Genomic DNA, 26,890 nt, shown 5'->3' with positions numbered 1-26,890 from the left:
CCTCTCGGAGGCCCGGTGCTCACGCCCCTCGTACGTGCGGGGGCGCGGCCGGGAAGTCGGCGGGTCTTCGTCGATGCGGGCGGTGCGTGCGGAGCTGTTGGTGCTGCCGGGCGCGCAGGCAGTGCGCGTACGTCATCGCGCACATCGCCCGACTCCGCCCTGGCCGCTGCCCAGCGCGCCGCTGCCGACGCGGCCGCCCTCCTTCGCGAAGGTCGAGAAGACGTCGATGCCCATCAGAAGTCCCACTCCGCGTCGTCGTCCGCGGCCGGCGGCTCCTCGGCGGCGGCGAACGAGGCGCCCGCCATGCCCGCCGAGAGGGTGGTGCCGTCCGCCGGGTCGATCAGCAGGAAGGAACCGGTGCGGCGCGAGTCGGCGTACGCGTCGAGCGCCAGCGGCTCCGCGGTCCGGACGACGACCCGGCCGATGTCGTTGGCGACCAGCTTGCCCGGGGCCGGGTGCTGCGAGAGGTCGTCCAGGGTCAGCCGCGAGGGGATGTCCTTGACGATCGCCTTGACCGTGCGCGTGGTGTGCTTGAGCAGCACCCGCCGGCCCACGGTGAGCGGTTCGTCCGCGACGTGGCAGACGGTCGCCTCGACGTCCTGGGTGACGGCCGGCGCGTCGTCCACCGGCGCGATGAGGTCGCCGCGCGAGACGTCGATGTCGTCCGCCAGGCGCAGGGTCACCGACTGGGGCGCCCAGGCGATGTCCACGGAGTCCCCGAGCAGGTCGATGCCCTCGATCGTGGACGTACGGCCCGAGGGCAGCACGGTCACGGACTCGCCGACCCGGAACGCCCCGGCGGCGATCTGGCCCGCGTAGCCCCGGTAGTCCGGGTGCTCCACGGTCTGCGGCCGGATCACGTACTGGACCGGGAAGCGGGCGTGGCAGCCGGTCAGGTCATGGCTGACCGGGACCGTCTCCAGGTGCTCCAGGACCGTCGGGCCGCCGTACCAGTCCATGTGGGCGGACGGCTCCACGACGTTGTCGCCGGCCAGCGCGGAGATCGGGATCGCGGTGATCTCGGGGACCCCGAGGGAGGCCGCGTACGCGGTGAACTCCTCGGCTATGGCGGCGAACACCGGCTCCGCGTAGTCCACCAGGTCCATCTTGTTGACGGCCAGGACCACGTGCGGGACGCGCAGCAGGGCGGCGACGGCGGCGTGCCGGCGGGTCTGCTCGACCACCCCGTTGCGGGCGTCGACCAGGACCACGGCCAGCTCGGCCGTGGAGGCGCCGGTGACCATGTTGCGGGTGTACTGCACATGGCCCGGGGTGTCGGCGAGGATGAACCGGCGCCTGGGCGTGGCGAAGTAGCGGTAGGCGACGTCGATGGTGATGCCCTGCTCGCGCTCGGCGCGCAGTCCGTCGGTCAGCAGCGCCAGGTCCGGCGCCTCCTGGCCCCGGTTGCGCGAGGCGTGCTCGACGGCCTCCAGCTGGTCCGTGAGGACCGACTTGGAGTCGTGCAGCAGGCGTCCCACGAGGGTGGACTTGCCGTCGTCGACGGACCCGGCGGTGGCGAAGCGCAGGAGTGTGGTGGTGCTCAACTGCTCAGCTGTGGTGGTCATTTAGAAGTACCCCTCGCGCTTACGGTCTTCCATCGCGGCCTCGGACATCTTGTCGTCGGCGCGGGTCGCGCCCCGCTCGGTGAGCCGGGAGGCGGCGATCTCGGTGATCACGGCGTCCAGCGTGGTGGCGTCGGAGTCGACGGCCCCGGTGCAGGACATGTCGCCGACCGTGCGGTAGCGCACCTGGCGGGTCTCGGTCTTCTCGTGCTCCTTGGGCCCGCCCCAGTCGCCCGCGGTCAGCCACATGCCGTTGCGGTTGAAGACCTCGCGCTCGTGGGCGAAGTAGATCTCCGGCAGCTGGATCCCCTCGCGCTCGATGTACTGCCAGACGTCCAGCTCGGTCCAGTTGGAGATCGGGAAGACCCGGACGTGCTCGCCTGCGGCGTGCCGGCCGTTGTAGAGCTGCCACAGCTCGGGGCGCTGGCGGCGCGGGTCCCACTGGGAGAACTCGTCGCGCAGCGAGAAGACCCGCTCCTTGGCGCGCGCCTTCTCCTCGTCGCGCCGGCCGCCGCCGAACACCGCGTCGAAGCGGTGCTGCTGGATGGCCTCGGTCAGCGGCACGGTCTGGAGCGGGTTGCGGGTGCCGTCCGGGCGCTCGCGGAGCTTGCCGGCGTCGATGTACTCCTGCACGGACGCGACGTGCAGCCGCAGCCCGTGCTCGGCGACCGTGCGGTCGCGGTACTCCAGCACCTCGGGGAAGTTGTGACCGGTGTCCACGTGCAGCAGGGTGAACGGCACCGGCGCCGGCGCGAACGCCTTGAGCGCCAGGTGCAGCATCAGGATCGAGTCCTTGCCGCCCGAGAACAGGATCACCGGCCGCTCGAACTCACCCGCCACCTCGCGGAAGATGTGCACCGCCTCGGACTCCAGCGAGTCCAGGTGGCTCAGCGCGTACGGATGATCGGTGCCCTCTTGCACAGTCGCGACGGTCGTCACGCCGCACCCCTCTCGCTCAGCAGCGCGTACAGCTCCGCCGCGGACTCCTGCACGGTCTGGCGGTGCGACTCGATCCGCAGATCGGGTGACTCGGGCGCCTCGTAGGGGTCGTCCACCCCGGTGAGGCCGCTGATCTCGCCCGCCGCCTGCTTGGCGTAAAGACCCTTCACATCGCGCTCCGAGCACACCTCGACCGGAGTGGCGACGTGCACCTCCAGATACGCGGTTCCCTCGGCCTGGTGCCGCTTGCGGACGGCGTCCCTGCTGTCCGCGTACGGGGCGATGACCGGGACCAGCACCTTGACGCCGTTCGCCGCCAGCAGCTCGGCGACGAAGCCGATCCGCTGCACGTTGGTGTGCCGGTCCTCGCGTGAGAAGCCGAGGCCCGCCGAGAGGAACTCGCGGATCTCGTCGCCGTCGAGCACCTCCACGCGGTGGCCCTCGGCGCGCAGCCGCCCGGCGAGTTCGTAGGCGATGGTGGTCTTGCCGGCGCTCGGCAGACCGGTCAGCCAGACGGTGGCCCCCGTCTCCGTCACGCTCATCGAAGTCTCCTGATCAGTCGTCATCAGCCGTGCAGCCCGCACTCGGTCTTGCCGCGCCCGGCCCAGCGGCCGGCCCGGGCGTCCTCGCCCTCCAGCACCCGGCGGGTGCAGGGCGCACAGCCCACGGAGGCGTAACCGTCCATCAGCAGCGGGTTGGTGAGCACCCCGTGCTCGGCGACGTAGGCGTCCACGTCGTCCTGGGTCCAGCGGGCGATCGGCGAGACCTTCACCTTCCGGCGCTTCTCGTCCCAGCCCACCACCGGGGTGTTCGCCCGGGTCGGGGACTCGTCGCGGCGCAGCCCGGTCGCCCAGGCGGCGTACGCGGTCAGGCCCTCTTCCAGGGGCTTGACCTTGCGCAGCTTGCAGCAGAGGTCGGGGTCGCGGTCGTGCAGCTTCGGCCCGTACTCGGCGTCCTGCTCGGCGACCGTCCGACGCGGGGTCAGCGTGATCACGTTGACGTCCATCACCGCGTCCACCGCGTCCCGGGTCCCGATGGTCTCCTCGAAGTGGTAGCCGGTGTCGAGGAACACGACGTCCACACCGGGCATCACCCGGGAGGCGAGGTGCGCGACGACCGCGTCCTCCATCGAGGACGTGACGCAGAACCGGGGCCCGAAGGTGTCGGCGGCCCACTTCAGGATGTCGAGCGCGGAGGCGTCCTCCAGCTCGCGCCCGGCCCGCTCGGCGAGCTCCCGCAGCTCCTCACCGGTGAGCGTGTCGATGTTCTGAGCGACCGTCATATCCCGTCCCCTCCAACGTCGTTGGTCTTCAGTCCCCGGCTCAGCAGGCCCAGGAACTTCAGCTGGAACGCCCGATTGCAGGAGGCGCATTCCCACGCCCCGTGCCCGGCCTCGTGCGGACGCAGATCCTCGTCCCCGCAGTACGGGCAGTGGAACGGGGCGGCGCGCTCGCTCATGACAGCGACTCCGCACTGGCGCGGGCCGCCCAGGTCGCGAAGCGCTCGTCGCTCTCGCGCTCCTCCTGGAACCGGCCGAGCACGCGCTCCACGTAGTCGGGCAGTTCGGCCGAGGTGACCTTCAGGCCGCGCACCTTGCGGCCGAAGCCGGCGTCCAGGCCGAGGGCGCCGCCCAGGTGGACCTGGTAGCCCTCCACCTGCTCACCGTTCTCGTCCAGGACGAGCTGGCCCTTGAGCCCGATGTCCGCGGTCTGGATGCGGGCGCAGGCGTTGGGGCAGCCGTTGATGTTGATGGTCAGGGGCTCGTCGAAGTCCGGGAGCCTGCGCTCCAGTTCCTCGATGAGCGAGGCGCCGCGCGCCTTCGTCTCCACGATCGCCAGCTTGCAGTACTCGATGCCGGTGCAGGCCATCGTGCCGCGCCGGAAGGTGGACGGCTGCACCTGGAAGCCGAGCGACTCCAGGCCGGCGGACAGCGACTCGACCCGGTCCTGCTCGACGTCGAGGATGATCATCTTCTGCTCGACGGTGGTCCGGACCCGGCCGGAGCCGTGCGCCTCGGCCAGCTCGGCGATCTTGGCGAGCGTCGAGCCGTCGACCCGGCCGACCCGGGGGGCGAAGCCGACGTAGAAGCGGCCGTCCTGCTGCTGGTGGACGCCGATGTGGTCGCGCCACCGGCTGCTCGGCTCCGCCGGGGCGGGGCCGTCAAGGAGCGGGCGCTTGAGGTACTCGTCCTCCAGGATCTGGCGGAACTTCGCCGGACCCCAGTCGGCCATGAGGAACTTCAGCCGCGCCCGGTTGCGCAGCCGCCGGTAGCCGTAGTCGCGGAAGATGCCGACGACGCCCGCCCAGACGTCCGGCACCTCGTCCAACGGCACCCAGGTGCCGAGGCGTTCGGCCAGCCGGGGGTTGGTGGAGAGCCCGCCGCCGACCCAGAGGTCGAAGCCCGGTCCGTGCTCGGGGTGTTCGACGCCCACGAAGGCGATGTCGTTGATCTCGTGGACGACGTCCTGGACCGGGGAGCCGGAGATCGCGGTCTTGAACTTGCGGGGCAGGTTGGAGAATTCGGGGCTGCCGATGTAGCGGGAGTGGATCTCCTCGACCGCCGGGCTGCCGTCGATGATCTCGTCGGCCGCGATGCCCGCCACGGGTGAGCCGATGATGACGCGGGGGCAGTCGCCGCACGCCTCGGTCGTGGAGAGCCCGACGGCCTCCAGCTTCTCCCAGATCGCCGGGACGTCCTCGATGCGGATCCAGTGCATCTGGACGTTCTGCCGGTCGGTGATGTCCGCGCTGCCCCGCGCGTACTCCTGCGAGATCTCGCCGATGACGCGTAGCTGCTCGGTGGTCAGCTTCCCGCCGTCGATGCGGACCCGCATCATGAAGTACTTGTCCTCAAGCTCCTCGGGCTCCAGCACCGCGGTCTTGCCGCCGTCGATGCCGGCCTTGCGCTGGGTGTAGAGCCCCCACCAACGCATGCGCCCCCGCAGGTCGTTGGGGTCGATCGAGTCGAAACCGCGCTTGGAGTAGATCGTCTCAATGCGTGTCCGCACGTTGAGACTGTCGTCGTCCTTCTTGAACTGCTCATTGCCGTTGAGCGGGGTGTAGTGCCCCAGGGCCCACTGACCTTCGCCGCGGTGACGGCCCACCTTGCGGCGGGGCGCGGCGGGCGCAGGCTTTTCCGGGGTTGCGGCCATGACGGTACGTCCTTCGGGACTGCGGGAGGGCGGCTCTGAACTGCACACTCGCGTGAGGCGCGGCGGTGCGCAGGGCTGAACTGAAGAAAGGAGATCTCGGCGGTGCTGGGACTCTCAGCTCGCCGGACAGATGGCGCTGGACATGCGGCCGAGGTCGACGTGGCGTCGACTCACCAAGGCAATTCCAGTTCCGGACATGACGGAAGCGTGTCATGGCAATCTCACGGCAGTCCACCACTATCCATGATGTGGACGACATGGTCCCGTTTGGTGAGACGATGTGGCGCCCGTCACGCGGGTGGCGGGCGCCGGGGTGGAGCGTAAAACCGGACAAGCAAGGGGATTTGCTACGGAAGCGGTGACGGCTGTGCTCGGGGCACCGCTCAGCGGCCGGAGCCCGGCCACGGGCCGGGGGTGTCCACCGGCTCCTCCAGCTCCGTGCGCGTGTCGAACAGCCGGAAGCCGCGCCTCAGGTAGTTGTCCCTCGCGTGCGGACCGTCCTTGGAGCAGGTGTGCAGCCACACCCGCTTCGTCGCCGGCCGCTCCGGCCACCGCTCGGCCAGGTCCCAGGCGCGGGCCGTGCCGTACGACAGCAGATGACCGCCGATCCGCCGCCCCCGGAAGGCCGGGATCAGCCCGAAGTACATGATCTCGACCGCGCCGTCGTCCTGCGGGTCCAGCTCGATGTAGCCCGCCGGGGTGCCGTTCGCGTACGCCACCCAGGTCTCCGCGCCCGGCCGCTCCAGGGCCTCCTGCCACTGCGCGTACGTCAGGCCCAGGCGGTCCGTCCACCGGATGTCCCCGCCCACCGCGGTGTACAGGAAGCGGCTGAACTCGGGCAGCGGCACCTCGGACCGCACGATCCGGACCTCCGCGTCCGGCACGGCGGACGGCCGCAGATCATCGGGCGAGGTCTGCTCCAGGGACCAGATGGTCACCTCTTCGGAGGCCGGTGGCGCGGGACGTACGGGGTCGCTCATGGCTGCCAGACAACCATGCCCCGCACCCCTGGCCCCACCCGGCCCCTGGTCACAGGGCCCCCGGCCCCTCCCGCTCACGCGCACCCCGCGCCGCCGCCACCACCGGGGCCTGCGAGCGCGGCAGCAGATCGGCCGGGTGCTCCGGATGGACCACCTCCACCTCCACGCCCTCGCCGAACCGGTACGGGCGGTGCGCGAGGACCTCGGCCAGATGGCGCCGCAGCCGCGATATCTCGGCCCGCACCGTCACCGTCCTGGTCGCGTCACCGAACAGGTCCTGCGCCAGCTCGGAGGCCGTACGCCCGTCCCGGTGGAGCGCCAGCGCGTACAGCAGCTCGGCGTGGCGCGGGGACAGCCGCTGTGTCCAGGTGCCCACCGGGCTCACCACGTTCACCGCGAGCGCGCGCGGCCGGCTCAGATCGAGGACCACCCGGCGCGGCGGGCTGTCCATCGTCCCGTCCGCCACCTGGACCAGCCAGCCGCCCGGCAGCGGCTCCACCCGGCACATCCCCAGCGACGGCAGCCACACCCGGCCCGGCCCCACCGACTTCGGCAGCGGCAGCCGGTCCACCGGGGGCATCCCCGTCACCGCAGCCGTCCAGCCGTGGCCGTCCACCGCCACCGCCCGGCCGCCGATCCGGCTCAGGACCGGGGCGGCGACCGCCCGCAGCCGGTCCACCGCCTCCAGGTGCCGCACCCGGATCTCGCTCTCCGCCAGCCGCGCCACCGACCGCACCAGGGCCAGCGTCGTCGGGTGGAAGGTGGACGCGGGTCCGCTGATGTCCACGATCCCCATCAGCCGGCCGTCCCGGGGATCGCGCACCGGGGCCGCCGCGCACGTCCAGCCGTGCAGCGTGCGCACGAAGTGCTCCGCCGAGTGCACCTGCACCGGGGCGCGGGAGGCGAGCGCCGTACCGATCGCGTTGGTGCCGGTGATCTCCTCGGACCAGGCCGCGCCCTCCGCGAGGCAGATGTCGTCGGCGCGGCGCAGCACCCCCGTGTTGCCCTCGCGCCACAGCACCCGGCCCTCCACATCGGTGACGACCATGATCTGCTGCGAGGCGTCCGCGATGCTCGTCAGCCCGTCGCTGAGCAGCGGCATCACCTCGCCCAGCGTCGAGCTGCGGCGCCGGTGCTCGATCTCGTCCGCCTCCAGCAGCCTGCTGTGCGTCGTCTGCTCGGGATCGATGCCGCTGCGCAGCACCCGGTCCCAGGAGGCGCCGATCTCCGCCCGGGGCACGGCGGGCATCCGGTCGCCCGCCATCCGCGCCTCCCGGGACCGGTGCACCTGCCGTCTGGCCTGCGGGCTCTCCTGAACAATCGGCCGCAGCACGTCCGCCGGAGTCGTCTCCACGCCGGTTCCCCCTCACCCCACTACCGGCCCGGTGCGCGGGCCGGGCCCCCATCCTGCCGCCGCCGGGGCCGCGATATCGCAACTCCACACAATGGTTGCAACCCTCTGCAACTCTGGCGAGGGCCCCCGGACCGTACAAGAGTGGCGGCACACCGCACCGCGGGGCCCCCGGCCCTCACGTGCGGTGTGCACAGCATGGGGGGTGGTGCCGTGTCGGCGCAGCACCACCCCCCGTCGCTGCGCCCGGTCAGGAGTCCACCGGCCGGGCCCGGGCCACGACCGACGCCAGATCCAGGGTGTGCGGCAGGGTCCCGAACGCCGCGCCCCCGTCCCCGCCCAGGCGCGAAGCGCAGAAGGCGTCCGCCACCTCGGGCGGCGCCCAGCGCACCAGAAGCGAGCCCTGGAGCACCAGCGCGATCCGCTCCACGACCCGGCGCGCCCGCGCCTCGATCCCCGCCAGGTCGGCCAGCTCCGTCAGCATGTCCCTGATCGCCGCGTCCAGCCGGTGATCGGCGCCCCGGGCCCGCCCGACCTCCTGGAGGAACGCGTTCAGCGCGAGCGGTTCCCGCCGCAGCACCCGCAGCAGGTCCAGCGCCTGGACGTTCCCCGACCCCTCCCAGAGGGAGTTCAACGGCGCCTCCCGCAGCAGCCGGGGCATCCCCGACTCCTCCACATAGCCGTTGCCGCCCAGGCACTCCAGCGCCTCGCCCACCAGCGGCGTGCACCGCTTGGTCACCCAGTACTTCGCCGCCGGCACCGCGATCCGCAGGAACGCCGCCTCGCTCTCGCCGCCGTCGTCGTACGCCGCCGCGAGCCGCATCGCCAGCACGGTCGCCGCCTCCGACTCCACCGCCAGATCGGCCAGCACATTGCGCATCAGCGGCTTGTCCACGAGCGGCCCGCCGAACGCGGACCGGTGCGTCGTGTGATGGACCGCCTGCGCCACCGCCTGCCGCATCAGCGCCGCCGAACCGGTCACGCAGTCCAGCCGGGTCGCCGCCACCATCCCCATGATCGTGCGGACGCCCCGCCCCTCCTCACCGATCCGCCGCGCCCACGACCCGTCGAACTCGACCTCCGCCGAGGCGTTGGACCGGTTGCCCAGCTTGTCCTTGAGCCGCTGGATCGCGAACGGATTGCGGCCGCCGTCCGGCAGCACCCGGGGCAGCAGGAAGCAGGTGAGACCGTCCGGGGCCTGCGCGAGGACCAGGAAGCCGTCGGACATCGGCGCCGAGCAGAACCACTTGTGCCCGGTCAGCGCGTATGCGCCGTCCTCGGCCAGCGGCTCGGCGCGCGTGGTGTTCGCCCGTACGCCCGAGCCGCCCTGCTTCTCCGTCATGCCCATCCCCAGCAGCACCCCGGCCTTCCGCAGGGGCGGCCGCAGCCCCTCCTCGTACACCCGCGAGGTCAGCAGCGGCTCCCACGCGGCCGCCACCTCCGGCTCGGCGCGCAGGGCCGGCACCGCCGCGTGCGTCATGGAGAGCGGGCAGCCGTGCCCCGCCTCCGCCTGCGTCCACACCAGGAAACCCGCCGCCCGGCGGACATGCCCGCCCGGCCGGTCCCAGGCGTCGGTCAGCCCGGCCCCGACGGCGTGCCCGAGCAGCCGGTGCCAGGCCGGGTGGAAGCCGACCTCGTCCACGCGGTGGCCGTAGCGGTCGTGGGTGCGCAGCTTCGGCGGGTTCTCGTTGGCCTGCGTCCCCCAGGACGCCGCCTGCGCGGAGCCGGCCGCCCGACCGAGCGCGGTGAGCCCGTCCCGGGCCTCGTCCAGGAGCTCGGGCGGAAGATGGCGTTCCACGGCCTCGCCGAGTACCCGGTCCGTGCCGAAGACGTCATGGCCGAGCAGGGGAGGGGCCTGGTTGGACACGGTGTGGGGGGTGGTCGTCATGCCGATACGGTAAGGACGTGCAGGCAGCAAACGAAACACCCGAGCGGCCACCGGGCCGGCTCCACCGGGCCCGAGTGCTCTACCGCAACGTCTCCAAGCGGCAGCTCGCCTGGCAACTGCTCAAGGACACGGTCAACTCGTGCATGGAGTACCGCATCCTGGGACTCGCCGCCGAGGCCGCGTTCTTCACCCTGCTGTCCCTGCCCCCGCTGCTCCTCGGCCTGATCGGCCTGCTCGGTTACGTGGACGAGTGGACCAGCACCGCGACGGTCGCGTCCATCGAGCGCAACATCCTCAGCGCGGCCCACACCATGCTCTCCGAGCGCGGCGTCAACGACTTCGCCAAGCCGCTCCTGTCCGACGTCACGACCGGCGCCCGGCCCGACGTCATCTCCCTCGGCTTCGCGATCGCCCTGTGGTCCGGCTCCCGCGCGGTCAACGTCTTCATCGACACGATCACCGTCATGTACGGGCTCGACGGCCAGCGCGGCATCGTCAAGACCCGGATGCTCGCCTTCCTGCTGTACGTGGTGGCGCTCCTGCTCGGCGCGGTCGTGCTGCCGCTGCTCGTGGTCGGCCCGGACCGGGTTGTGGAGCTCATACCGTGGGGCACCGAGGTCATAAGCGTCCTGTACTGGCCGCTGGTCATCGTGCTCTCGGTCGCCTTCCTCACCACCCTCTACCACGTGTCCGTGCCGGTCCGTTCGCCGTGGATCGAGGACATGCCGGGCGCCCTGGTGGCCCTGGCGATGTGGGTGTTCGGCAGCTTCCTGCTCCGGATCTACCTGACCAGTACGGTCGAGGGCCCCACGATCTACGGATCCCTGGCCGCCCCCATCGCGGTGCTGCTGTGGATCGGCGTCTCCGCCTTCGCGGTGCTGGTGGGCGCCGCGGTCAACGCGGCCATCGACCGGGTCTGGCCCTCGGTGGCGACGGCCGCCGCCCGCGCCGCGAACGACCGGGTGCGCGCCGCCCAGGCCGCCGAGTTCGTCGCCCGCACCCAGGCGGAGAGCTGGCACGGCGGCCCGCCGGCCGACGGGGACGACGGAGACGACGACGAGGGCGACGAGGGCGACAGCCCGTACATGCCCTCCGAGTTCCCCGAGCGCTGGTCGCGGTTCCTGCCGCCGGACGACGTGAAGTCCCGGCTCCAGAAGCCCGGGCGCGAGAAGGAAGCGGACCGGTCCAACCCGTACGACGAGTGAGCGCTCAGTCGGCGTCCGGCGCGCTCTGCGACCGCGGCGACCAGGACAGCTTCACCGTCAGATGGCCCTCCAGCGCGCTCTTCGCGATCACCGCGCCCGCCTCCGAGGTGATCTTCACGCCGAACTCCAGCTCCACCCCGTCCGGCTTCAGCCGCCCGTCCCGGAACACGGCGAGCGCCGACTCCGCCGCCGAGCGGATGCCCTCCAGCGCGCTGTCGAACGTGCGCCCCGCACGCGCCAGCGCGTGCTGCCCGTCCCGCGCCACCAGCTGGGCGCCCGGCGCGTGCCGGTCGACCTCCACGGTCACCGTCGCCCCACTGTCCGTGGTGAACTCCATCAGTGCCGCCATGACCGCCCCCGTAGCCGATTGCGTACGCCGCCGTGTCCGTCAACGACACTAGTGGCATGGGCGACAGCTATACAGAGCGCGCGTCGCGACTGGACGGCGCGAAGGTGTGGACCCTGACCGTCGAGCCGGGCACCGCCCATCCGGTGCTGCCCGACGGCTGCATGGACCTGCTCTGGAGCGGGGAGCGGCTACTCGTCGCCGGCCCGGGTGCTGCGCCTCCAGCGGGCCCCGGCCCTCGTACGCGCGGGGCTGCCGTACGCCGACGCGGCACTCGCGGCGGGCTGCGCCGACCAGGCCCACCTGGCGCGCGACATGCGCGACCTGGCCGGCGCCACCCTGACCGCGTACTTCGGCCGGTCCTAGGGCGTGTTTCGAAAGTCCCGCCTGCCGGGCGACGCCTGGCACGCACTCTCGCCGCACCGGCCGAGATCCCTAGTACGTCCAGTACGAGGGATCGCGGCCGGCACGCCGAGAGCACGCACCAGACACCGCCCGGCCCGCCCTGCGGGCGGACGGCGCTACTTTCGAAACACGCCCTAGGTGCCCGCTCACCACCGCCGACCTGCCCGCATCCCTCGCCTTCTACCGGCGCCTGGGGCTCGACGTCCCGGCCGGGAGATCGCGTCGAGTCGTGGAGTCATGGACCGACCGTAGGCGGGGCCCGGGGCCGGGGTCTTGTACGAATCGGTCACGGTCCGGTCCGCGCCCGGGCGGACCTCCGTCACGAGGCCCCGAGCACATCCCCCGGCGAGGTCCCCGGGTCCGTCAGCGCGAGCCCCAGCGCCGCGCGCTCCGTGACCCAGCGCGTCGGGCGGTGGCGCGGGTCGCCCGTCGACGCGTACAGCGCCCGGTGCAGCTCCAGCATCCTGACCGTGCCGATCCGGTCGCCCCAGGCCAGCGGGCCCACCGGATAGCCGAGCCCCGTCGTGACGGCCACGTCGATGTCGGCCGGGGCGGCGAGCGCGCGCTCCGCGAGGGACGCGGCGACCGACACGACCGAGGCCAGCAGCCGCTGCGCGACCGAGCCCGCCGTGTCCCGGACCACCGACACCGCGAACGGCTCACCGCCGTCCGAGGCCCGGGCCAGCACCGCGCGGGCGTCCCGCGCCGCCGCCGCGTCCGCCGCCGGGGTCACCGCGAGCACGCGTCGCCGCCCCGCCGCGGGCAGCGGGTCGACGCCGAAGGTGCGCCCGGCGGGCAGCCCGTGCGCGGCGACCGCCGAGGCGACCGGGGTGCCCCAGACCGGGACCAGGACGACCGCCGCGTCCGACGGTCGCTCCCCGCTCTCCACGGCGGCGCCCGCCGAGGCCAGCGCCTCGCGGAGCGCGGCCGCTTCGGCCTCCCGCGCGGGGTCCGGGGCGAAGACGTGCACCGGGCGGTCCGCGTCCCCGGTGACCGGCGGCTCCGGCGCGGGTCCGGTGGCCTCGGGGCCGTACGCGTACCAGCCGCGTCCGGTCTTGCGGCCGTGCAGCCCGGCCGCCACCCGGTTCGGGGTGAGGAAGGAGGGGCGGAGCCGGTCCTCGTAACGGAAGCCCTCCCAGATCGAGTCGATGACGGCGGCCGTCACATCGAGCCCGGTGAGGTCCATCAGTTCGAACGGGCCCATCCGGAGCCCCAGCACATCGCGCGCGATCCGGTCGATGTCCGCGGGCTCCCCGACTCCCTCCTCAAGCAGCGCCAGCGCCTCCGTGACCAGGCCGCGCCCGGCGTGGTTGATCAGGAAGCCCGGGGTGTCCGCGACAGTCACCGCGCGGTGGCCGCAGCCCTCCACGAGCGAGGTGAGCAGCGGTGGGATCTCCGGCCGGGTCGCCGCGCCGGGCACCACCTCCACGATCCGCATCAGCGGCACCGGGTTGAAGAAGTGCAGCCCGGCCAGGCGCGTCGGGTCCTTCAGCGCGGCGGCGATCCGGGTCACCGAGAGCGAGGAGGTGTTGGTGGCGAACAAGGTGGAGGCGGGCAGCGCCTGTTCGAGCCGGCCGAACACCTCGGCCTTGGTCGCCAGGTCCTCGCGTACGGCCTCGATCACCAGCTCCACGTCGGGGCCCGCCGCCCACGGGTCGTCCAGCGGGACCAGCCGCTCCGCCGCCGACTCCGCGTCCGCCGCCGCCATCCGCCCCTTGGCCACGGCCCGGTCCAGCATGGAGCGTACGAAGGCGACGGCGTCCGCCACCGCCTCGGCGCGTACGTCGCACAGCTCGACGGTGTGTCCGGCCGAGGCCGCCCACTGGGCGATGCCGCGGCCCATGGCTCCGGCGCCGACGATCCTGATACGCATGCGGGTCACGGTCCTCTCACGGGGGCGGGCCGGGTGCCCGCGCTGCCGACGCTCTCAGTGGCTTTGATCGCCGTCCAATACCGAATTAGGCTCGGACCGAGACGCCTGACGAATCAATGACCGCCGACTCCATGATGAGGGCGGACCCGGGGGAGGGGGCGGTATGGAGCTGCGGTATCTGTCCGCGTTCCTCGCCGTGGCGGAGGAACTGCACTTCGGCCGCGCCGCCAGACGGCTGCGGATGGCGCAGCCGCCGCTGAGCCAGCAGATCCGCCGCCTGGAGAAGGAGCTCGGCGTCCAGCTCTTCGAACGCAACACCCGCTCGGTGCGGCTCACCAGCGCCGGGGAGTCCTTCCTCCAGCCGGTGCGGACGGTGCTGGACGATCTGGACACGGCGGTACGGGCCGCGAGGGCGGCCGGACAGGGCGCGTACGGGAGGGTCCGCATCGGCTTCGCGGGCGCGTCCAGTCACGAGACGCTGCCGCTGCTCACCCGGGCGGTGCGGGCCGCCCACCCGGGCATCGAGCTCGTCATGACCGGCCAGACCTACGCCGACGTGGCGCTCGCCCGGGTCGCGGACGGCTCGCTCGATCTCGGGTTCGTCCGGCTTCCGGTGACGGCGCCCGGCGTGAGCTGCCGGGTGATCGACGAGGAGGAGCTGGTGTGCGCGCTGCCCCTCGACCATCCGCTCGCCGGCCGCGCCGAGATCCCGCTCGACGCGCTGGCCGGGGAGCCGTTCGTCGCGTTCCCCGCCAACACCGGCTCCACGGTGCGCGACGCGATGACCGAGGCGTGCGAGGCGGCCGGGTTCAGCCCGCGCGTGGTGCAGGAGGCGCCGGACTCGTACACCATCCTGGCGCTGGTCGCGGCGGGCGTCGGGGTGACGCTGACCGTCACCTCCGTCCAGCACATCCAGCTCAGCGGCCTGGTCTACCGCCCGCTGGCCGGGCCGCCGATCAGACGGCAGCCGGCGCTCGCCTGGCGGACGGACAACCCGTCGGCCGCCCTGCGCGCGGTGCTGGACGTGGCGGAGCGGGCGCTGCCCACACCGGGGAGCTGACTCACCGCCCCCGGCCCGCCCCCAGGAAGGCGAGCAGGCTGACGGCCGCCGGGCGGGCGTCGCCGACGGCGGCCCGGTGCAGGTCCCGCACGGTCCGTACGACGGCCCGGGTCACCACGTCCACACCGGCCTTGCGCTCGAACCAGTGCCAGTCGCCGTGGGCGTTCATCTCCAGGAACACCGGCTCGTCCCGGGCCCACAGGAAGTCGAACGCCCCGTAGACCGCGCCGGTGTCCCCGGCCAGCGCGCGTGCCGCCGACGCCACGGCGTCCGGCGGCCGGACCTGCCGTACGCGCACCTCGTCGGGGCGGGTCCAGACGTCCTCGGGACGCTCCTTGACCACCTCGAAGGCGTGCAGCGCGTCCCCGGCGAGGTAGACCCGGTACTCGGCGTCGTGCTCGACGTACTCCTGGAGCACCATCGGTGTGCCCCGGGGGAGCCCCGGCGCACCCGCGAGCCGGTCGCGGTCCAGCACCCGGGGCAGGTACCAGTCGAGCCGCCCGGGCTCCGGCTCCACGTAGTGCCGGTCGAGGACCTTGAGCACGTACCGCTCGGCGGGGAGCAGCCCGGCCGCGTCCGCCGGGTCCGTGGTGACCAGTCCACGCGGGGTGCGCACGCCGAGCGCTCGCGCCCGGTCCCGCTGCACCAGTTGCCCCGGGTCGGCCGCGCCGATGGCGGCCGGGGAGGCGAGGGCCAGCTGCCGGGCCAGCGCGGCCCACGCGTCCCGGTACACCATCCGCCCGCCGGCCGCCCCGGACAGCGGCGCGGCCCGCGGCGAGAAGTGCCGCAGCCAGGTCACCGTCGGGGCGAACCGGTGCCCGTCCAGGGTCAGTTCGCCGTCCATTCCCTGGACGGCCCGGACGTCCGCCAGGCCGTCCGCGTCGAGCCGGTGCACCGGCACACCGATCTGCCGCAGCAGGCCGGACACCTCGGTGGCCTCCCGGTCGCCCCGCCGGGTGAGCAGCAGGACGCACCGCTCAGCCATGGGTCGGGGCCAGCAGCGATTCCGCCATCTCCAGGAGCCGCAGCGCCTTGTCGGAACGATTGCTGGGTTCGGCGGCGCGCAGCCGGGTGAGCAGTTCCAGGCCGATCGCCGCCTGATCGGCCAGCAGGCCCAGCAGTTCGACGTCGGCCATCTCCCGTACGCCGCCCGCCCCCCGGTCCAGCACCTCCAGGACGCCGACGCACTCGTCGTCGCCGAACAGCGGGGCGGCCATGATGCTGTCGGGCACGTACCCGGTGGAGGCGGCGGCCTCGCCCGAGAAGTGCCGCGACTCGCGCAGGTCGTCCACGAGCATCGACTGACCGGAGGCGGCGACCCAGCCCGCGATGCCGGTCCCCGCCGGGAAGCGGGTGCCGACCAACTGGCCGTCGCCCTCCCCGGCCACGGCCTCGAAGACCAGGTCGCCGGTCTCCGGATCGATGAGGAAGATCGAGGAGGCCGCCGCGCCGAACGCATGGCGCGCGACCTCCACGATGGACTGCAACAGGCGGCGCTCCACGGGCGTCGCGGCGTCAACGGGTTTCGTCATGCGCACCTCCAAGTCGACCGGTGGTGTTCCCGGCGCAGAGGAACAGCACCGTCTTCAGCTGGAACGGCGTGAGCCAGGGGTGCTTGCCGAGGATCAGCGCGCACAGGCCCGAGATGTGCGGCGCGGCGAAGCTGTTGCCGGTCGAGCGGATGGTGCCGCCACCGGGCCACGCCACGGGCACGCGTACCCCGCGCGCGTGGAACTCCACGGGCGGCGCGGGGTTGTAGTAGTACGTCATCGGGTCGTCCTCGTCGTGGCTGGCGACGGAGATCACCGAGGAGAACGACCAGGGGTAGCTGGGCACCGGCCGGTTGTGCGCGGAGACGACGAGCGCGCACCGGCGGAAGTAGGCCCGGTCGGCGAGCTCGTGGAGTTGCGCGGTCAGGGCCGGCCGGGTCGTCGCCAGACTCAGGTTGATGACGTCGAAGTTCTGCTCGATCGCCCAGGAGAGCCCGGCGATCAGGGCCTGACCGCTGCCCGTCTTGCCGTCGGTCAGCACCTGGACGGACGAGACCGAGACCCCCGGCGCGACGGACCGGATCACCCCGGCGCAGGCGGTGCCGTGTCCGGCGCGGTCGGTGGGCTCGCACGGCACCATCGTCACCTCGCCGGCCTCGTCCTGGACGGCCGTCATGGCGAGGTCGACCGGGCCGACCATCGGATGGCCGCCCTCGACCCCGCTGTCCACGACGCACACCCGGACCCCGGAACCGTCGGCGCCGCCCCAGGCCCACTCGGGCGAGACCGAGTCCATGGGCACGGACCCGAATCCCTCCGCCGCCTGCTCCCGGGTCGCGCCCCAGGCCGGGACGCCCGGTGTGTAGGCCCTCGCGGGCCGTCTCCAGGGCGGATCGCTCATCGCCTCTCCTCCAGCCCGGCCAGCCACGCCCGCAGGGTACGGGCGGGGAGTACGGCCTCCTTCGCGGTCAGCGCGGCCAGCGCGCGCTCGGCCGCGTGCCGGGCCCGCACCGGTTCGCCCACGGCGTCCAGCACCCTGGCCGCCTCGGACCAGACGTCACCGATGAGGCACGGGTCGTCGGTGCCGTCCAGGGCGGCGACGGCGCGCCCGGCGTCCCCGGCCGCCTCCCCGTACGCCCCGGCCCGCGCCCGTACCCGCGCCCGCAGCGCCAGTTGGACGGCCCGGGTACGCGCCTCCGCCGGCGGGTCCGTGGCCGGCTCGGCGAGTTCGGGCGCGTCCAGGAGGGCGTCCGTCCCGGCGCGGAACCGCTCGCGCGCCGCGTACAGCCGCAAGGTGGCCGCGGTCCGGTCCTGCCCCAGCGCGGCGAGCCCGTCCGCCGCCGCCGCGTAGTGGCCGGCCGCCGCCGGGTGCGCACCGGCCAGCGACTCCACGAGCCCCGCCGTCTGGTCGGCCGCCAGGGTGCCGAGGGCCAGACCGAGGTCGTCGCAGTGGACGCGGACCAGCGCGAGGTCCGCACGGGCCGCGTCCACCCGGTCCGACAGGGCGAGATGCCGCGCCCGGGTCAGCAGGACCGGGACCAGCAGACTCCGGTCGCCGTCGAACCGCCCGACCAGGTCCTCGCACAGCGCGATGGCCTGGGAGAGCGGGGTCGGCGACCACTGCGTCAGCTCGCAGATCGACGCCAGGATGCGGTTCCCCTCATAGGTGTCGCCGAGCCCGTGCGCCCGGGCGAGCGCGTCCCGCATGGCGGCCTCCGCCGCGCCGATCCGGCCCTCGGCGAAGCTCCGCAGCGAGGACAGCTGATGCAGCCTGCACCAGCTCAGGCTGTCCGCCGCGCCCGGCGCGGTCTGCCCCGCACCCGGTCCGTACGGAACCCCGGCCGGCGCCGGTCCGCCCGAGCGCAGGGCGATCAGCTGCCGCAGGATCGCGCAGGTGTCCCGGGTCGGCACGTCGTCCGCGTTCCCGCGCTCCGCCTCGGCCACGGCCCGCCGGGCGCTGTCCCAACGGCCCAGCGCGGCATAGGTGTCGGTGATGCGGGCGGCCAGCACCCGGTGCTGCGGATCGCCGTCCGGGGTGAGGCCGCGGCCGCGCTCCATCAGCGAGACGGCGGCGGGCAGGTCGCGCCGGTGCAGCGCCCGGTACCCGGTGGCCACCAGGACGCGGGCCGCGCGGCCGGTCAGCGCGGGCAGCCCGGGAGCCCCCGGGTCCGCCTCGGACAGCAGCCGGCACGCGGACTCCAGGTGGTGCGCGAGGTCGCCGTCCGCGGCCGGGCCCGGCGCCCGGCCGTCGAGCCGGTCGGCGAGCACGGTGTGCCAGGCCGCGCGCCGGGCCTTCGAGGTCATCTCGTACAGGGTGTCCCGGGCCAGCACGCGGGTGAACCGATAGGCGCCGGGCGGCCCGTACAGATGCAGCACCCGGGAGCGCAGAAGCCTGTTCAGCGCCTCGTCCAGCGCCCCTCCGGCCAGGGCCGGTTCGCCCTCGGCGAGCGCGCGCACGTCCCCGGCGGTGAACGACCCGCCCACCCCGGCCGCGCGTTCCAGCACGGCCCGGTCGGTGGCCGGCAGCCGGTCCAGCCAGGCGGTCAGCAGGACCCGGACCGAGGTGGGGACGCCCTGGTCCACCGAGCGGGGACCGGACAGGTTCTCCAGCAGCAGTTCGGCGAAGAGCGGATTGCCGTCGCACTCCCGGACGACCCGGGACAGCTCGTCCTCGGTGGCGACCGCCTCCTGCGCCGCGACCTCCGCCCGGTCCGCGAGCAGCCCCACCAGCCGCTCGGTGTGGGCGCGGGGCAGCGGGTCGAGGTGCAGCACCAGGTCTCCGCCGGACGGAGCCGCGGCCTCGCTCCGGGCCACCCGGACGACCAGCACCTCCGCGTCCCGTATCCCCTCGGACAGCTCGGCGACCATCCCGGCCAGCGTCGGCTGCGCCCACTGGAAGTCCTCCAGGACCAGGACCACGGCGGTGCCCCGGCCCAGGGCCTCCAGCAGCCGCCGGAACGCCCAGCCGATCTCCTCGACGCTCACCGGGAGCCCGTTGCCGGTGCGGATGCCCAGGGCGACGGCGAGGGCGGTGACCGCGCGGTCCGCGCTCGGGCGCAGCGTCTCCAGGGCGCTGCGGGCCTGCTCCCAGCCGCCGGGCAGCGACCAGACCGCGTCGGCCAGCGGGCGGTGGGCGAGCCCGGCCCCGTACGCCTGACAGCCGGCCCGCAGGACGACGGCCCCCTCCGCCTCGTGTCTCGCCAGGAACTCCCGTACCAGGCGGGACTTCCCGATGCCCGGCGGACCGGTCACCGTCACGGGACGGCTGCGGCGCTCGCGGCGGACCGCCTGGAACTCCCGCAGCAGCGCGGCCAGATCGGCGTCCCGGCCGACGAGGGGCACCAGATCCCCCTGGCCCGTGGACTCGGCGACCGAGAGGGCCCGCCAGGCGGCGACCGGTTCGCGCTTGCCCTTCACCCGCAGCGGGGTGACGGCCTCCATGCGGACCCGGCCGCCGACCAGGCCGGCGGTCTCCGCGCCGATCAGGATCTCGTGCGGCCCGGCGTGCGACTGGAGGCGGGCGGCGGTGTGCACGACGTCCCCGACGACCCTGGCCGCGCCGCCGAGCACCCCCGCCACGACGGCCTCTCCCGAGGCGATCCCGCAGTGGACGTCCAGCCGCACCCCGGGCCCGGTCGCGATGGCCGCCACGGACTCGCGTACGGCGCAGGCCGCCCGGACCGCGTGCAGCGCGTCGTCCTCATGGGTGACGAAGGCGCCGAAGACGGCCATCACGGCGTCGCCGATGAACTTCTCGACCACACCGCCGTGTTCGGTGACCGCCGTGGTGCAGGCGCGGTAGTACCGGTCCATCGTGCGCCGCAGCGCCTCCGGGTCCAGGGTCTCGGCCAGCACGGTCGAGCCGACGAGGTCGATGAAGACCGCCGTGACGATTCTGCGGCTGTCCGACGACGGCGCCCCCGCGACCACCGGGGTGCCGCACTCGGGGCAGAACCTGGCCCCGTCCGGCACCGCGCCCCGGCAGCCGCCGCAGCGCGCGGCGGCGTTCACAGGAGCTTGATGTCCTGTCCCTCCACCTCACCGGAGACCGCTTCCAGCCGCTCCTTGACGGAGTTGAGGACCTGGACCTCCTGCTCGCTGAGTGCCGAGAGGACCGAGCGCTGCTCGACCGCCAGCAGGTCCACCGGGTGTCCGGCCTCACGCAGTGCGTGCAGGGCGTCGAAGGTCATGGCTACCGGTACCTCGTTCTCGTAGTGCGGCCAGTCGAGCGTCACGCCGGCCGGTCCGATCGAGCACTCCGCGACCGCCGCCGCGAGGGCGCCGACGGCCTCGGGGGCCTCCTGCCGCTTCCGCTCGTCGGCGGGCAGCGGCGGCCAGATCCCCTGGACCAGAACGCCCTGGGCGTACAGCCGCGCAATCATTTCCGTGCGGTTCGACGCGCCCGTTCTTCGAAGCATGTTGCATAAGTGGGCCGCCACCGTGTGCGGGCTGATGCAGAGAGCTTCGGCGATATCCCGGTTCGAGGAGCCGGCGGCCACGAGCGCAGCGATCAGAATTTCACGCCTGGTCAAACCCTTTACCCCTCATTTCGGTGAGTGAAGCATGGGCCGGCGGGGGGATTTCCTCACTCCCGGGGGTCAGAGTAGCTGCGGGTCATGTTCCGGACAAGAACGCCTTGAGTGGGATCACCCGCCCACCGATTCATAGTCGATCGAGGGATGTGAAGCCGGGGGACGCCGGAGCAGCCTTGCCGTTGCACCAGCCCGTGACCGTCTTCCTGAAGGAGTGACCCATGTCGCAAGCACCCCTCGACGCACTGCGCAGCGCCGGCACCCCGGTCGACCTGCTGTCGGACTCCGAGCGCGAGATCTTCAACGGCCTCAGCCCGGACGAGGTCGCGGTCCTCGGCTCGATCCAGGCCCGGCTGAACGCCGTGTCGGCCGCGGTCGAGGGCCAGGTCAACGACAACCAGGTCAACGTTCTCTGCTGATCCCAGCTTGGGCGGGTCCGGCGGCACCGGCCGCCGGACCCGCCGGAGACGACGCGCCCGACCGCCGTGCGTCCGGACACCCAGTGGGAGCGTGATGATGGACCAAGTCAGCAGATACCTGGTGCTGAGCGACCGCGCGTACGCCGACACCAGCGGCGTCCCGGTACGGCTCGCCTACGGCACCCGCACCGCGAGCACCGTGGCGGTCGACCTCCCCACCGCACGGGCCCTGGAGGCCGGCGACGCCGCCGCGATCAGCCCGGCCCGGACCGGCGCCCTGCGCGAGGCCAGGCTGCTCGTACCGGCCGGCGAGGACGAGCTGGCCGTCGTGCTCGACCGCAACCGGCGCGCCTCGGCGGACCGTTCGGCCGTGCACATCGCCCTGCTGCCGACCTCCTACTGCAACATGGGCTGCGCCTACTGCGGCCAGGAGCACACCAAGGGCGGCCTGTCCCGCAACCACCGCAGCCGGGTCCACGACCGCGTGCTGCGCGCCGTGACCGCCCCGGAGACCCGCAGCGCCCGCATCGACTGGTTCGGGGCAGAGCCGATGATGGGGTACGCGGTCATCCGCGACCTCGCCCCCCGGTTCGTGGCCGCCGCCGCCGAGCGCGGGGTCGCCTACTCCTCGGTGATCGTCACCAACGGATCCCTCCTGAATCCCGCAAAAATCAACACCCTCATCCGTTCCTGCGGGGTCACCCATTTCGAGATCACGATCGACGGGCCGCCGGATATCCACAATGAACACCGGCCGCTGAAAAGCGGACGCGGATCTTTCTGGAACATCGTGCGCGCCGTGCGTTCCGTACTTGACGAACCGGATCTGGGGCCCACCCATTTCTCGTTCCGGACGAATGTCGATGTGCACAACCAGGACTCCGTTCCCCGCTATGTCGAGCTGATGGCGGAGCTTGGTTTCGGCCACCCCCGCGTTTCCTTCTCGATCGCTCCCGTCCACTCGTGGGGAAACGACGTATCGGAGATCGAGGTCTCCAAGTACGAGTTCGCCGAACGCGAGACGGGGTGGCTCAGGCTGCTCACTGGCCACGGGCTGCACACGCAGCTGCTGCCGACCACCGCGCGGAAGGTCCTCTGCCCGGCCACGACCCGCTCGTCCGAGATCATCAGCAGCACCGGCAACATCTTCTCGTGCAGCGAGTACCCCCTCGTCCCCGAGGCCGAGCGCCTCCTCCCGCTCGTACACATCGACCGGGCGGGCACCGAACCACTCCGGCCGCTGGGTCCCTTCGACGGCTGGAACGACGAGATCGCCGCGGGCAGCACCTGGTGCAAGAGCTGTGTCTTCATGCCCACGTGCGGAGGCTCCTGTCCCAAGGCGTGGCAGGAGGGCCATCCGCCCTGCCCCGGCTACAAGTACAACGTCCAGGACCGGCTGGATCTCATCGCCGCCCAGTGCGGCCTGCACGAGGTGGCCGGTGAGCCCGCCGGAGCCCGGTGATGACGGCGGAGACCGGCCCGGACACCCCGCGCCGGCTGCTCATCGGGGTCTGCGGCTCCGGCAACGTACTCGCCGTTCCGCAGTACCTCATGGCCCTGCGCACCGGGCTCGGACCCGGCGTCGAGATCCGGATGGCCATGACCCGCTCCGCCGCCGCGCTCATCCCGGCCGCGACCATGCGGCTGCTCTGCCGGGACGTGTACTGCGACGGCGAGGACGAACTGACGACCGGTCATGTCGCTCCCGCCGTCTGGGCGGACCGGTTCGTCGTCCTGCCCGCCACCGCCAACATGCTCGGCCAGGCCGCCCACGGCCTCGCCTCCGGACTCCTCAGTTCCGCACTGCTCGCCCATGAACGCCCCGTAGTCTTCTTCCCGAGCATGAACAGCCTGATGTGGGAGCGCCCCGCCGTCCGCCGCAACGTGGACCGGCTGCGCGCCGACGGCCACGCCGTCGTGGACCCGGTGCCCGCCGCCGGCTGGCAGATCGCCGCGGGCGACGTACGCAAGAACCTCGGGCTGCCGCCGCCCGCCACCGTGACGGCGGTGATCGGCGAGTTCCTGGACATGCCGGTCGGCCCGCTCGGCGGCTGACCACCCCACCCAGCAGATGGAGGAGACGTGGCAGCAGCCGGACAGAGGTTCCGGACGGCACTGACGGGCGGACCGATGTCCGTGCACGGCTTCCGGCTGCTGCTCGCCGGACAGCTCTCCTCCACGGTCGGCGACTATTGCTACGCCGTCGCGCTGCCCTGGCTGATCCTCTCCGGCGACGGCGGCCCGGTCATGCTCGGCACGGTCCTGGCCTGCTACGGGATCCCCCGCGTCGTCACCATTCCGCTGGGCGGGGTGGTGGCCGACCGGATCGGCGGCCGGCGGGTCATGCTCATGACCGACTTGGTGCGCGCCGCGGCCGTCGGCCTCCTCGCGGTGCTCGCCTCGGCCGGGACACCGACACTGGGCCAGCTCGCCCCCATCGCCGTCGTCCTGGGCGCCTGCTCCGGCATGTTCATCCCCGCCTCGTACACCCTCCTGCCTGCCCTGCTGCGCAAGGAGGACCTGGGCCGGGGCAACGCCCTGTCGACCATGGTCAACCAGGTCGGCGGACTCCTCGGGCCCACCGCGGGCGGCGCCCTGGTGGCCGCCTTCGACGCGGGCCCGGCGCTCATAGTCGACGCCGCGTCCTTCCTGGTGTCGGCGCTGGTCCTCGCCCGGATCCGCAGCGGTGCGGACGCCCCGGAACACGAGGGGCCCGCCGCCGCCGACGAGGCCCCGGCCCGCAAGGTGTCCTTCCCTGAACTGCTGCGCCACGGAAGGCTGCTGCACGTCGTCCTCGTGGTGGCCCTCGTCTGCAACCTGGCCTTCAACGGCACGATCGAGGTGGCGCTGCCCGAACTCGCCCACCAGGGCATGGGCGCCACCGGCTACGGAATCCTGCTGACCTGCCTGAGCCTGGGCGGTCTGGCCGGCTCCCTGGTCGCCGCCCGCAGCCGGCCGGTGGAGTCGCCCGCCTATCTGTTCGCCGCGCTCGCGGTCGTCATGGGCCTCGCCCTCGGCGCCGTCCCGTACGCCGGGGGGCTGGCCGGTGCCGCGGTGTGCGTCTGCGTCTACGCCCTGGCCAGCGGCTGGCAGAACATCGTCGTGGTGACGATGCTCCAGGTCTGGGCGCCGTCCGCGCTCATCGGCCGGGTCATGAGCCTGGTCATGCTGGCCGTCATGGGCACCTTCCCGGTCTCCGTCGCGGTGGCCGGCTTCGGGGTCCGCCACCTCGGCGCGGCCCCCTTCTTCCCGGTGGCGGGCGGGGCCATCGCCCTCACCGTCCTCGGCGCGCTCACCCAGCGGGTGTTCCGCGAGCACCGCGCCGACACCGAGTACGCCCCGCCGGTCCCCGTACCCGCCGGGACCCCGGCCGCCCGCTCCCCCCATCCGGGGCAGGACAACAGTCAGGAGTCACAGCGATGAGCGTGTTCGTCCCGTTGGGCATGCCACGGTTCGAGGGCGGACCGGACCACGGCGCGCGGCCGGGCCGCGGCACCGGCGACACCGCGTACCTGCTGATCAACCCGCCGGTGACCGACCCGACGACCGCGTACCACTCGATCCCGTACCTGGTGGGCGCCGCCAGGGCGGCCGGCCACACCGAGTACGCCTGCGTGGACGCCAATCTCGACGCCTTCACCTATCTCGCCGACCCGGCCCGCTTCGGCGCCACGCTCACGGCCGCCCGCGCGCTGCGCGCCGAGCTGGAGGCCGGGTCCGCCGCCCCCCGCCGCCACGACGAGATCCGCTACCGGCAGGCCCTGGCCGCCGAGGGCCTGACCGCCACCTCGGCGCGCGACGCGATCCGCGTCTTCCAGGACCCCGAGCACTTCTACCACCCCCCGACCTACGCCCAGGCGGTCGCGGTGACGAGCCGGTGGTGGGAGCTGATCGCGCTGGAGATGCCGCCCGGCGCGGCGGACGGCTTCTCGATGCGGGTGAAGTCCGCGGTCAACCTGTGCAGCACGGCGGACCTGTCCGACCCGGAGGTCCCGGCGGCCGTGGCCCGCCCCTTCGAGGGCTACTTCGCCGACGAGTTCGTCCCGAAGCTGCGCGAACGCCCCTGGGCGGTGGTCGGCTTCTCGGTCAACTACACCAGCCAGCTGCCCGTCGCCCTGAGGATGGCCCGCCTGGTCCGGACCGTGCTGCCCGACGCGGTGATCGTCTTCGGCGGCACCGAGGTCGGCGACGTGGTCAAGTACGCCACCGACCCGGCGTCGGCCTGGCGGGTCTTCCAGGACGCCGACCTGATCGTTCCGGGCGAGGGCGAGACCGCTCTCATCGGCATCCTCGACGCCGTCGGGAACGGCGCGGTCCGGGGCGGTGACGCCTTCGAGGGCATCGGCGGCGTGATGACCAGACGCCGGCCGGACCCCGTCATCGCGTACAGCAGCGTGGCGACCCTCGACTCCCCGGCGTACGACGTGTGGGACTGGGACCGTTACTGGGCACCGGAACCGGTGATCCTCTACAGCCCGACCCGGGGGTGCTACTGGAACAAGTGCACCTTCTGCGACTACGGCCTCAACACCGACCGGCCGACCTCGCCCTCGCGCGAACGCCCCGTCGCCGCCGTCCTGGAGGACCTGCGGCAGGTGAGCCGCTACGGCAGGACCCTCTACTTCGCGGTGGACGCCATGTCCCCGCGCTATCTGCGCACCCTCGCCGCCGCCCTCGCCGAATCCTCCCTGGACCTGCGGTGGTCCGCCGAACTGCGGCTGGAGCGGACCTTCCCCAAGCGCTCCGCGGGCGAAGTCCTCGCCGCCTCCGGCTGTGTGGCGGTCTCCTTCGGTTACGAGTCCGGAACCCAGCGGGTCCTCGACCTCATCGACAAGGGCGTCAAGATCGATGTGGTCCCGGACGTCCTCGGGGAGCTGGCGCGCAACGGCATCGCCGCCCAGATGATGGGCTTCACCGGCTTCCCCACCGAGACCCGCGAGGAGGCGCTGGCGACGTACGAGTTCCTCCACCACCACGAGAAGCTGTGGACGACCTCCGGCATCGGCGTGTTCGCGCTGACCCCCGGCTCCATGGTCGCCAAGGACCCCGACCGCTTCGGCATCGACGTCCTGCCGACCTCCGCGTCGGACGACATCCGGCGCTATCTGCCCTGGCGCGACCGTGAGTCCGGCGAGGTGCACTGGCCGGTCGCCGACGATCCCCGCATCCCGCGCGAGTACTTCGCGGGCAACCGCAGGACCAGCTTCGACCGGCCCTTCGTCGGCGGCATCGACTCCGCGCACACCCTGCTGTACTTCGCCCGCTTCGGCCGGGACCTGCTGCCCGAGGCCCCCGAGGGCTCCGGCCGCGACGAGGAACCCCGCGTCCGCCTGGTCGGGGAACCGGTCGTGACGATCCCGTTCGCCTCCATCGAGGGGCTGACCGGCATCGGCGACCTGATGGCGCAGGTCAGCCGCCGCAGCCGGGAGGACCTGGACACCACGTCCGGCGGTTACGTGGAATGGCTCGACGGGACCGGCACGGCCCGCCCCGGTTCCTGCGGGGTCCTCGTCCTCGCCCACGGCGACCTGGTCGAGGTGCCCGCCGGGGTGGACTTCGGCGCGGACAACGCCGTCACCCGCGCCCTGCGCCTGATGCTCGCGACGCAGGCCCGCGCCTGAGGCGTCCGGGGCGGCCGATTGAGACGCCGGGCGTCTCGGTTCCGGGGAAACCGGGTATTGGACCGGG

24 protein-coding genes and 2 pseudogenes are annotated in these 26,890 nt (G+C 73.1%); 8 read left to right on the top strand and 18 right to left on the bottom strand.

Features of this window, described 5'->3' with window-relative positions; all coding sequences use genetic code 11:
• Positions 1 to 233: 233 nt before the first annotated feature.
• The 10 genes from OG867_RS04345 to OG867_RS04300 form a co-directional block, all read right to left on the bottom strand.
• Complete coding sequence (locus OG867_RS04345) at positions 234 to 1,565, bottom strand: sulfate adenylyltransferase subunit 1 (RefSeq protein WP_406282919.1); 1,332 nt, start codon at positions 1,563 to 1,565, stop codon at positions 234 to 236.
• On the bottom strand, positions 1,566 to 2,501 hold the full coding sequence (cysD, locus tag OG867_RS04340; protein ID WP_328903110.1) for a sulfate adenylyltransferase subunit CysD: 936 nt from the start codon (positions 2,499 to 2,501) through the stop codon (positions 1,566 to 1,568).
• Positions 2,498 to 3,043: an adenylyl-sulfate kinase gene (gene cysC, locus OG867_RS04335; protein WP_018100635.1), complete on the bottom strand. Its 546-nt coding sequence runs from the start codon at positions 3,041 to 3,043 to the stop codon at positions 2,498 to 2,500. The genes cysD and cysC overlap by 4 nt, the downstream gene beginning before the upstream one ends.
• Before the next feature lie 23 nt (positions 3,044 to 3,066).
• The gene (locus OG867_RS04330; RefSeq protein WP_328903111.1) at positions 3,067 to 3,783 is read right to left on the bottom strand and encodes a phosphoadenylyl-sulfate reductase; all 717 of its coding nucleotides are present in this window, start codon (positions 3,781 to 3,783) and stop codon (positions 3,067 to 3,069) included.
• Positions 3,780 to 3,959, bottom strand: coding sequence for a hypothetical protein (locus OG867_RS04325; RefSeq protein WP_328903112.1), 180 nt, complete (start codon positions 3,957 to 3,959; stop codon positions 3,780 to 3,782). Before OG867_RS04325 ends, OG867_RS04330 begins: the two co-directional genes overlap by 4 nt.
• Complete coding sequence (locus tag OG867_RS04320; RefSeq protein WP_406282913.1) at positions 3,956 to 5,653, bottom strand: nitrite/sulfite reductase; 1,698 nt, start codon at positions 5,651 to 5,653, stop codon at positions 3,956 to 3,958. The genes OG867_RS04325 and OG867_RS04320 overlap by 4 nt, the downstream gene beginning before the upstream one ends.
• Positions 5,654 to 5,767: 114 nt before the next feature.
• The gene (locus OG867_RS04315; RefSeq protein WP_309486338.1) at positions 5,768 to 5,851 is read right to left on the bottom strand and encodes a putative leader peptide; all 84 of its coding nucleotides are present in this window, start codon (positions 5,849 to 5,851) and stop codon (positions 5,768 to 5,770) included.
• 185 nt (positions 5,852 to 6,036) lie between these two features.
• Positions 6,037 to 6,633 carry a GNAT family N-acetyltransferase gene (locus OG867_RS04310; RefSeq protein ID WP_406282909.1) on the bottom strand — a complete coding sequence of 199 codons (597 nt, stop codon included), beginning with the start codon at positions 6,631 to 6,633 and terminating at the stop codon, positions 6,037 to 6,039.
• A 49-nt stretch (positions 6,634 to 6,682) separates the two neighbouring features.
• Positions 6,683 to 7,897, bottom strand: a complete 1,215-nt coding sequence (locus OG867_RS04305; RefSeq protein ID WP_406290749.1) for a GAF domain-containing protein — start codon at positions 7,895 to 7,897, stop codon at positions 6,683 to 6,685.
• 337 nt (positions 7,898 to 8,234) lie between these two features.
• Entirely contained in the window at positions 8,235 to 9,872 is a 1,638-nt protein-coding gene (locus OG867_RS04300) for an acyl-CoA dehydrogenase family protein (RefSeq protein WP_406282906.1), read from the bottom strand.
• Positions 9,873 to 9,946: 74 nt separating this feature from the next.
• Between OG867_RS04300 and OG867_RS04295 the strand changes: the two genes are divergently transcribed.
• Positions 9,947 to 11,077, top strand: a complete 1,131-nt coding sequence (locus OG867_RS04295) for a YihY/virulence factor BrkB family protein (RefSeq protein WP_328904508.1) — start codon at positions 9,947 to 9,949, stop codon at positions 11,075 to 11,077.
• Between the two features lie 4 nt (positions 11,078 to 11,081).
• Here the strand turns inward: OG867_RS04295 and OG867_RS04290 are convergent, their stop codons facing one another.
• Positions 11,082 to 11,426, bottom strand: a complete 345-nt coding sequence (locus OG867_RS04290) for a CU044_2847 family protein (RefSeq protein ID WP_328904509.1) — start codon at positions 11,424 to 11,426, stop codon at positions 11,082 to 11,084.
• Between the two features lie 201 nt (positions 11,427 to 11,627).
• On the opposite strand from OG867_RS04290, the pseudogene OG867_RS04285 reads away from it, so the two are divergent.
• A pseudogene (locus OG867_RS04285) lies at positions 11,628 to 11,789 on the top strand (AraC family transcriptional regulator); the annotation flags it as partial.
• A 358-nt stretch (positions 11,790 to 12,147) separates the two neighbouring features.
• Here the strand turns inward: OG867_RS04285 and OG867_RS04280 are convergent.
• The gene (locus tag OG867_RS04280; RefSeq protein WP_406282903.1) at positions 12,148 to 13,701 is read right to left on the bottom strand and encodes a 3-hydroxyacyl-CoA dehydrogenase; all 1,554 of its coding nucleotides are present in this window, start codon (positions 13,699 to 13,701) and stop codon (positions 12,148 to 12,150) included.
• A gap of 163 nt (positions 13,702 to 13,864) precedes the next feature.
• On the opposite strand from OG867_RS04280, the gene OG867_RS04275 reads away from it, so the two are divergent.
• On the top strand, positions 13,865 to 14,761 hold the full coding sequence (locus OG867_RS04275) for a LysR family transcriptional regulator (protein ID WP_406282900.1): 897 nt from the start codon (positions 13,865 to 13,867) through the stop codon (positions 14,759 to 14,761).
• Between the two features lies 1 nt (position 14,762).
• Here OG867_RS04275 and OG867_RS04270 read toward each other — a convergent pair whose 3' ends face one another.
• From OG867_RS04270 to OG867_RS04245, 6 genes and pseudogenes are all read right to left on the bottom strand, one after another.
• On the bottom strand, positions 14,763 to 15,746 hold the full coding sequence (locus OG867_RS04270) for a hypothetical protein (RefSeq protein WP_406282897.1): 984 nt from the start codon (positions 15,744 to 15,746) through the stop codon (positions 14,763 to 14,765).
• Positions 15,739 to 16,263 (bottom strand): GAF domain-containing protein, encoded by a 525-nt coding sequence (locus OG867_RS04265; RefSeq protein ID WP_018100621.1) that lies wholly within the window; start codon positions 16,261 to 16,263, stop codon positions 15,739 to 15,741. Before OG867_RS04265 ends, OG867_RS04270 begins: the two co-directional genes overlap by 8 nt.
• Before the next feature lie 13 nt (positions 16,264 to 16,276).
• Positions 16,277 to 17,152, bottom strand: coding sequence for a S8 family serine peptidase (locus tag OG867_RS04260; protein ID WP_406282894.1), 876 nt, complete (start codon positions 17,150 to 17,152; stop codon positions 16,277 to 16,279).
• On the bottom strand, positions 17,149 to 20,262 hold the full coding sequence (locus OG867_RS04255; RefSeq protein ID WP_406282891.1) for an AAA family ATPase: 3,114 nt from the start codon (positions 20,260 to 20,262) through the stop codon (positions 17,149 to 17,151). The genes OG867_RS04260 and OG867_RS04255 overlap by 4 nt, the downstream gene beginning before the upstream one ends.
• A complete protein-coding gene (locus tag OG867_RS04250; RefSeq protein ID WP_406290746.1) occupies positions 20,259 to 20,633 on the bottom strand; it encodes an aroma-sacti cluster domain-containing protein in 375 nt (124 codons plus the stop codon). Before OG867_RS04250 ends, OG867_RS04255 begins: the two co-directional genes overlap by 4 nt.
• A 6-nt stretch (positions 20,634 to 20,639) precedes the next feature.
• Positions 20,640 to 20,783: pseudogene (locus OG867_RS04245) on the bottom strand (response regulator transcription factor); the annotation flags it as partial.
• A 221-nt stretch (positions 20,784 to 21,004) separates the two neighbouring features.
• Here OG867_RS04245 and OG867_RS04240 point away from each other — a divergent pair.
• The 5 genes from OG867_RS04240 to OG867_RS04220 all read left to right on the top strand — a co-directional run bounded on the left by OG867_RS04240 (position 21,005) and on the right by OG867_RS04220 (position 26,823).
• On the top strand, positions 21,005 to 21,202 hold the full coding sequence (locus tag OG867_RS04240; protein ID WP_018100617.1) for an aroma-sacti cluster domain-containing protein: 198 nt from the start codon (positions 21,005 to 21,007) through the stop codon (positions 21,200 to 21,202).
• A 94-nt stretch (positions 21,203 to 21,296) separates the two neighbouring features.
• Positions 21,297 to 22,664 carry a radical SAM protein gene (locus tag OG867_RS04235; RefSeq protein WP_406282888.1) on the top strand — a complete coding sequence of 456 codons (1,368 nt, stop codon included), beginning with the start codon at positions 21,297 to 21,299 and terminating at the stop codon, positions 22,662 to 22,664.
• Positions 22,664 to 23,257 (top strand): flavoprotein, encoded by a 594-nt coding sequence (locus OG867_RS04230; protein WP_018100615.1) that lies wholly within the window; start codon positions 22,664 to 22,666, stop codon positions 23,255 to 23,257. Before OG867_RS04235 ends, OG867_RS04230 begins: the two co-directional genes overlap by 1 nt.
• Before the next feature lie 27 nt (positions 23,258 to 23,284).
• On the top strand, positions 23,285 to 24,625 hold the full coding sequence (locus tag OG867_RS04225; RefSeq protein ID WP_406282884.1) for an MFS transporter: 1,341 nt from the start codon (positions 23,285 to 23,287) through the stop codon (positions 24,623 to 24,625).
• Positions 24,622 to 26,823, top strand: coding sequence for a B12-binding domain-containing radical SAM protein (locus OG867_RS04220; RefSeq protein WP_406282881.1), 2,202 nt, complete (start codon positions 24,622 to 24,624; stop codon positions 26,821 to 26,823). The genes OG867_RS04225 and OG867_RS04220 overlap by 4 nt, the downstream gene beginning before the upstream one ends.
• The last annotated feature ends 67 nt before the right edge of the window (positions 26,824 to 26,890 follow it).

Source organism: Streptomyces sp. NBC_00209 (assembly GCF_045206345.1).
In the GTDB taxonomy this organism is placed as follows: domain Bacteria; phylum Actinomycetota; class Actinomycetes; order Streptomycetales; family Streptomycetaceae; genus Streptomyces.
This window is presented reverse-complemented; position numbering and strand designations above follow the sequence as displayed.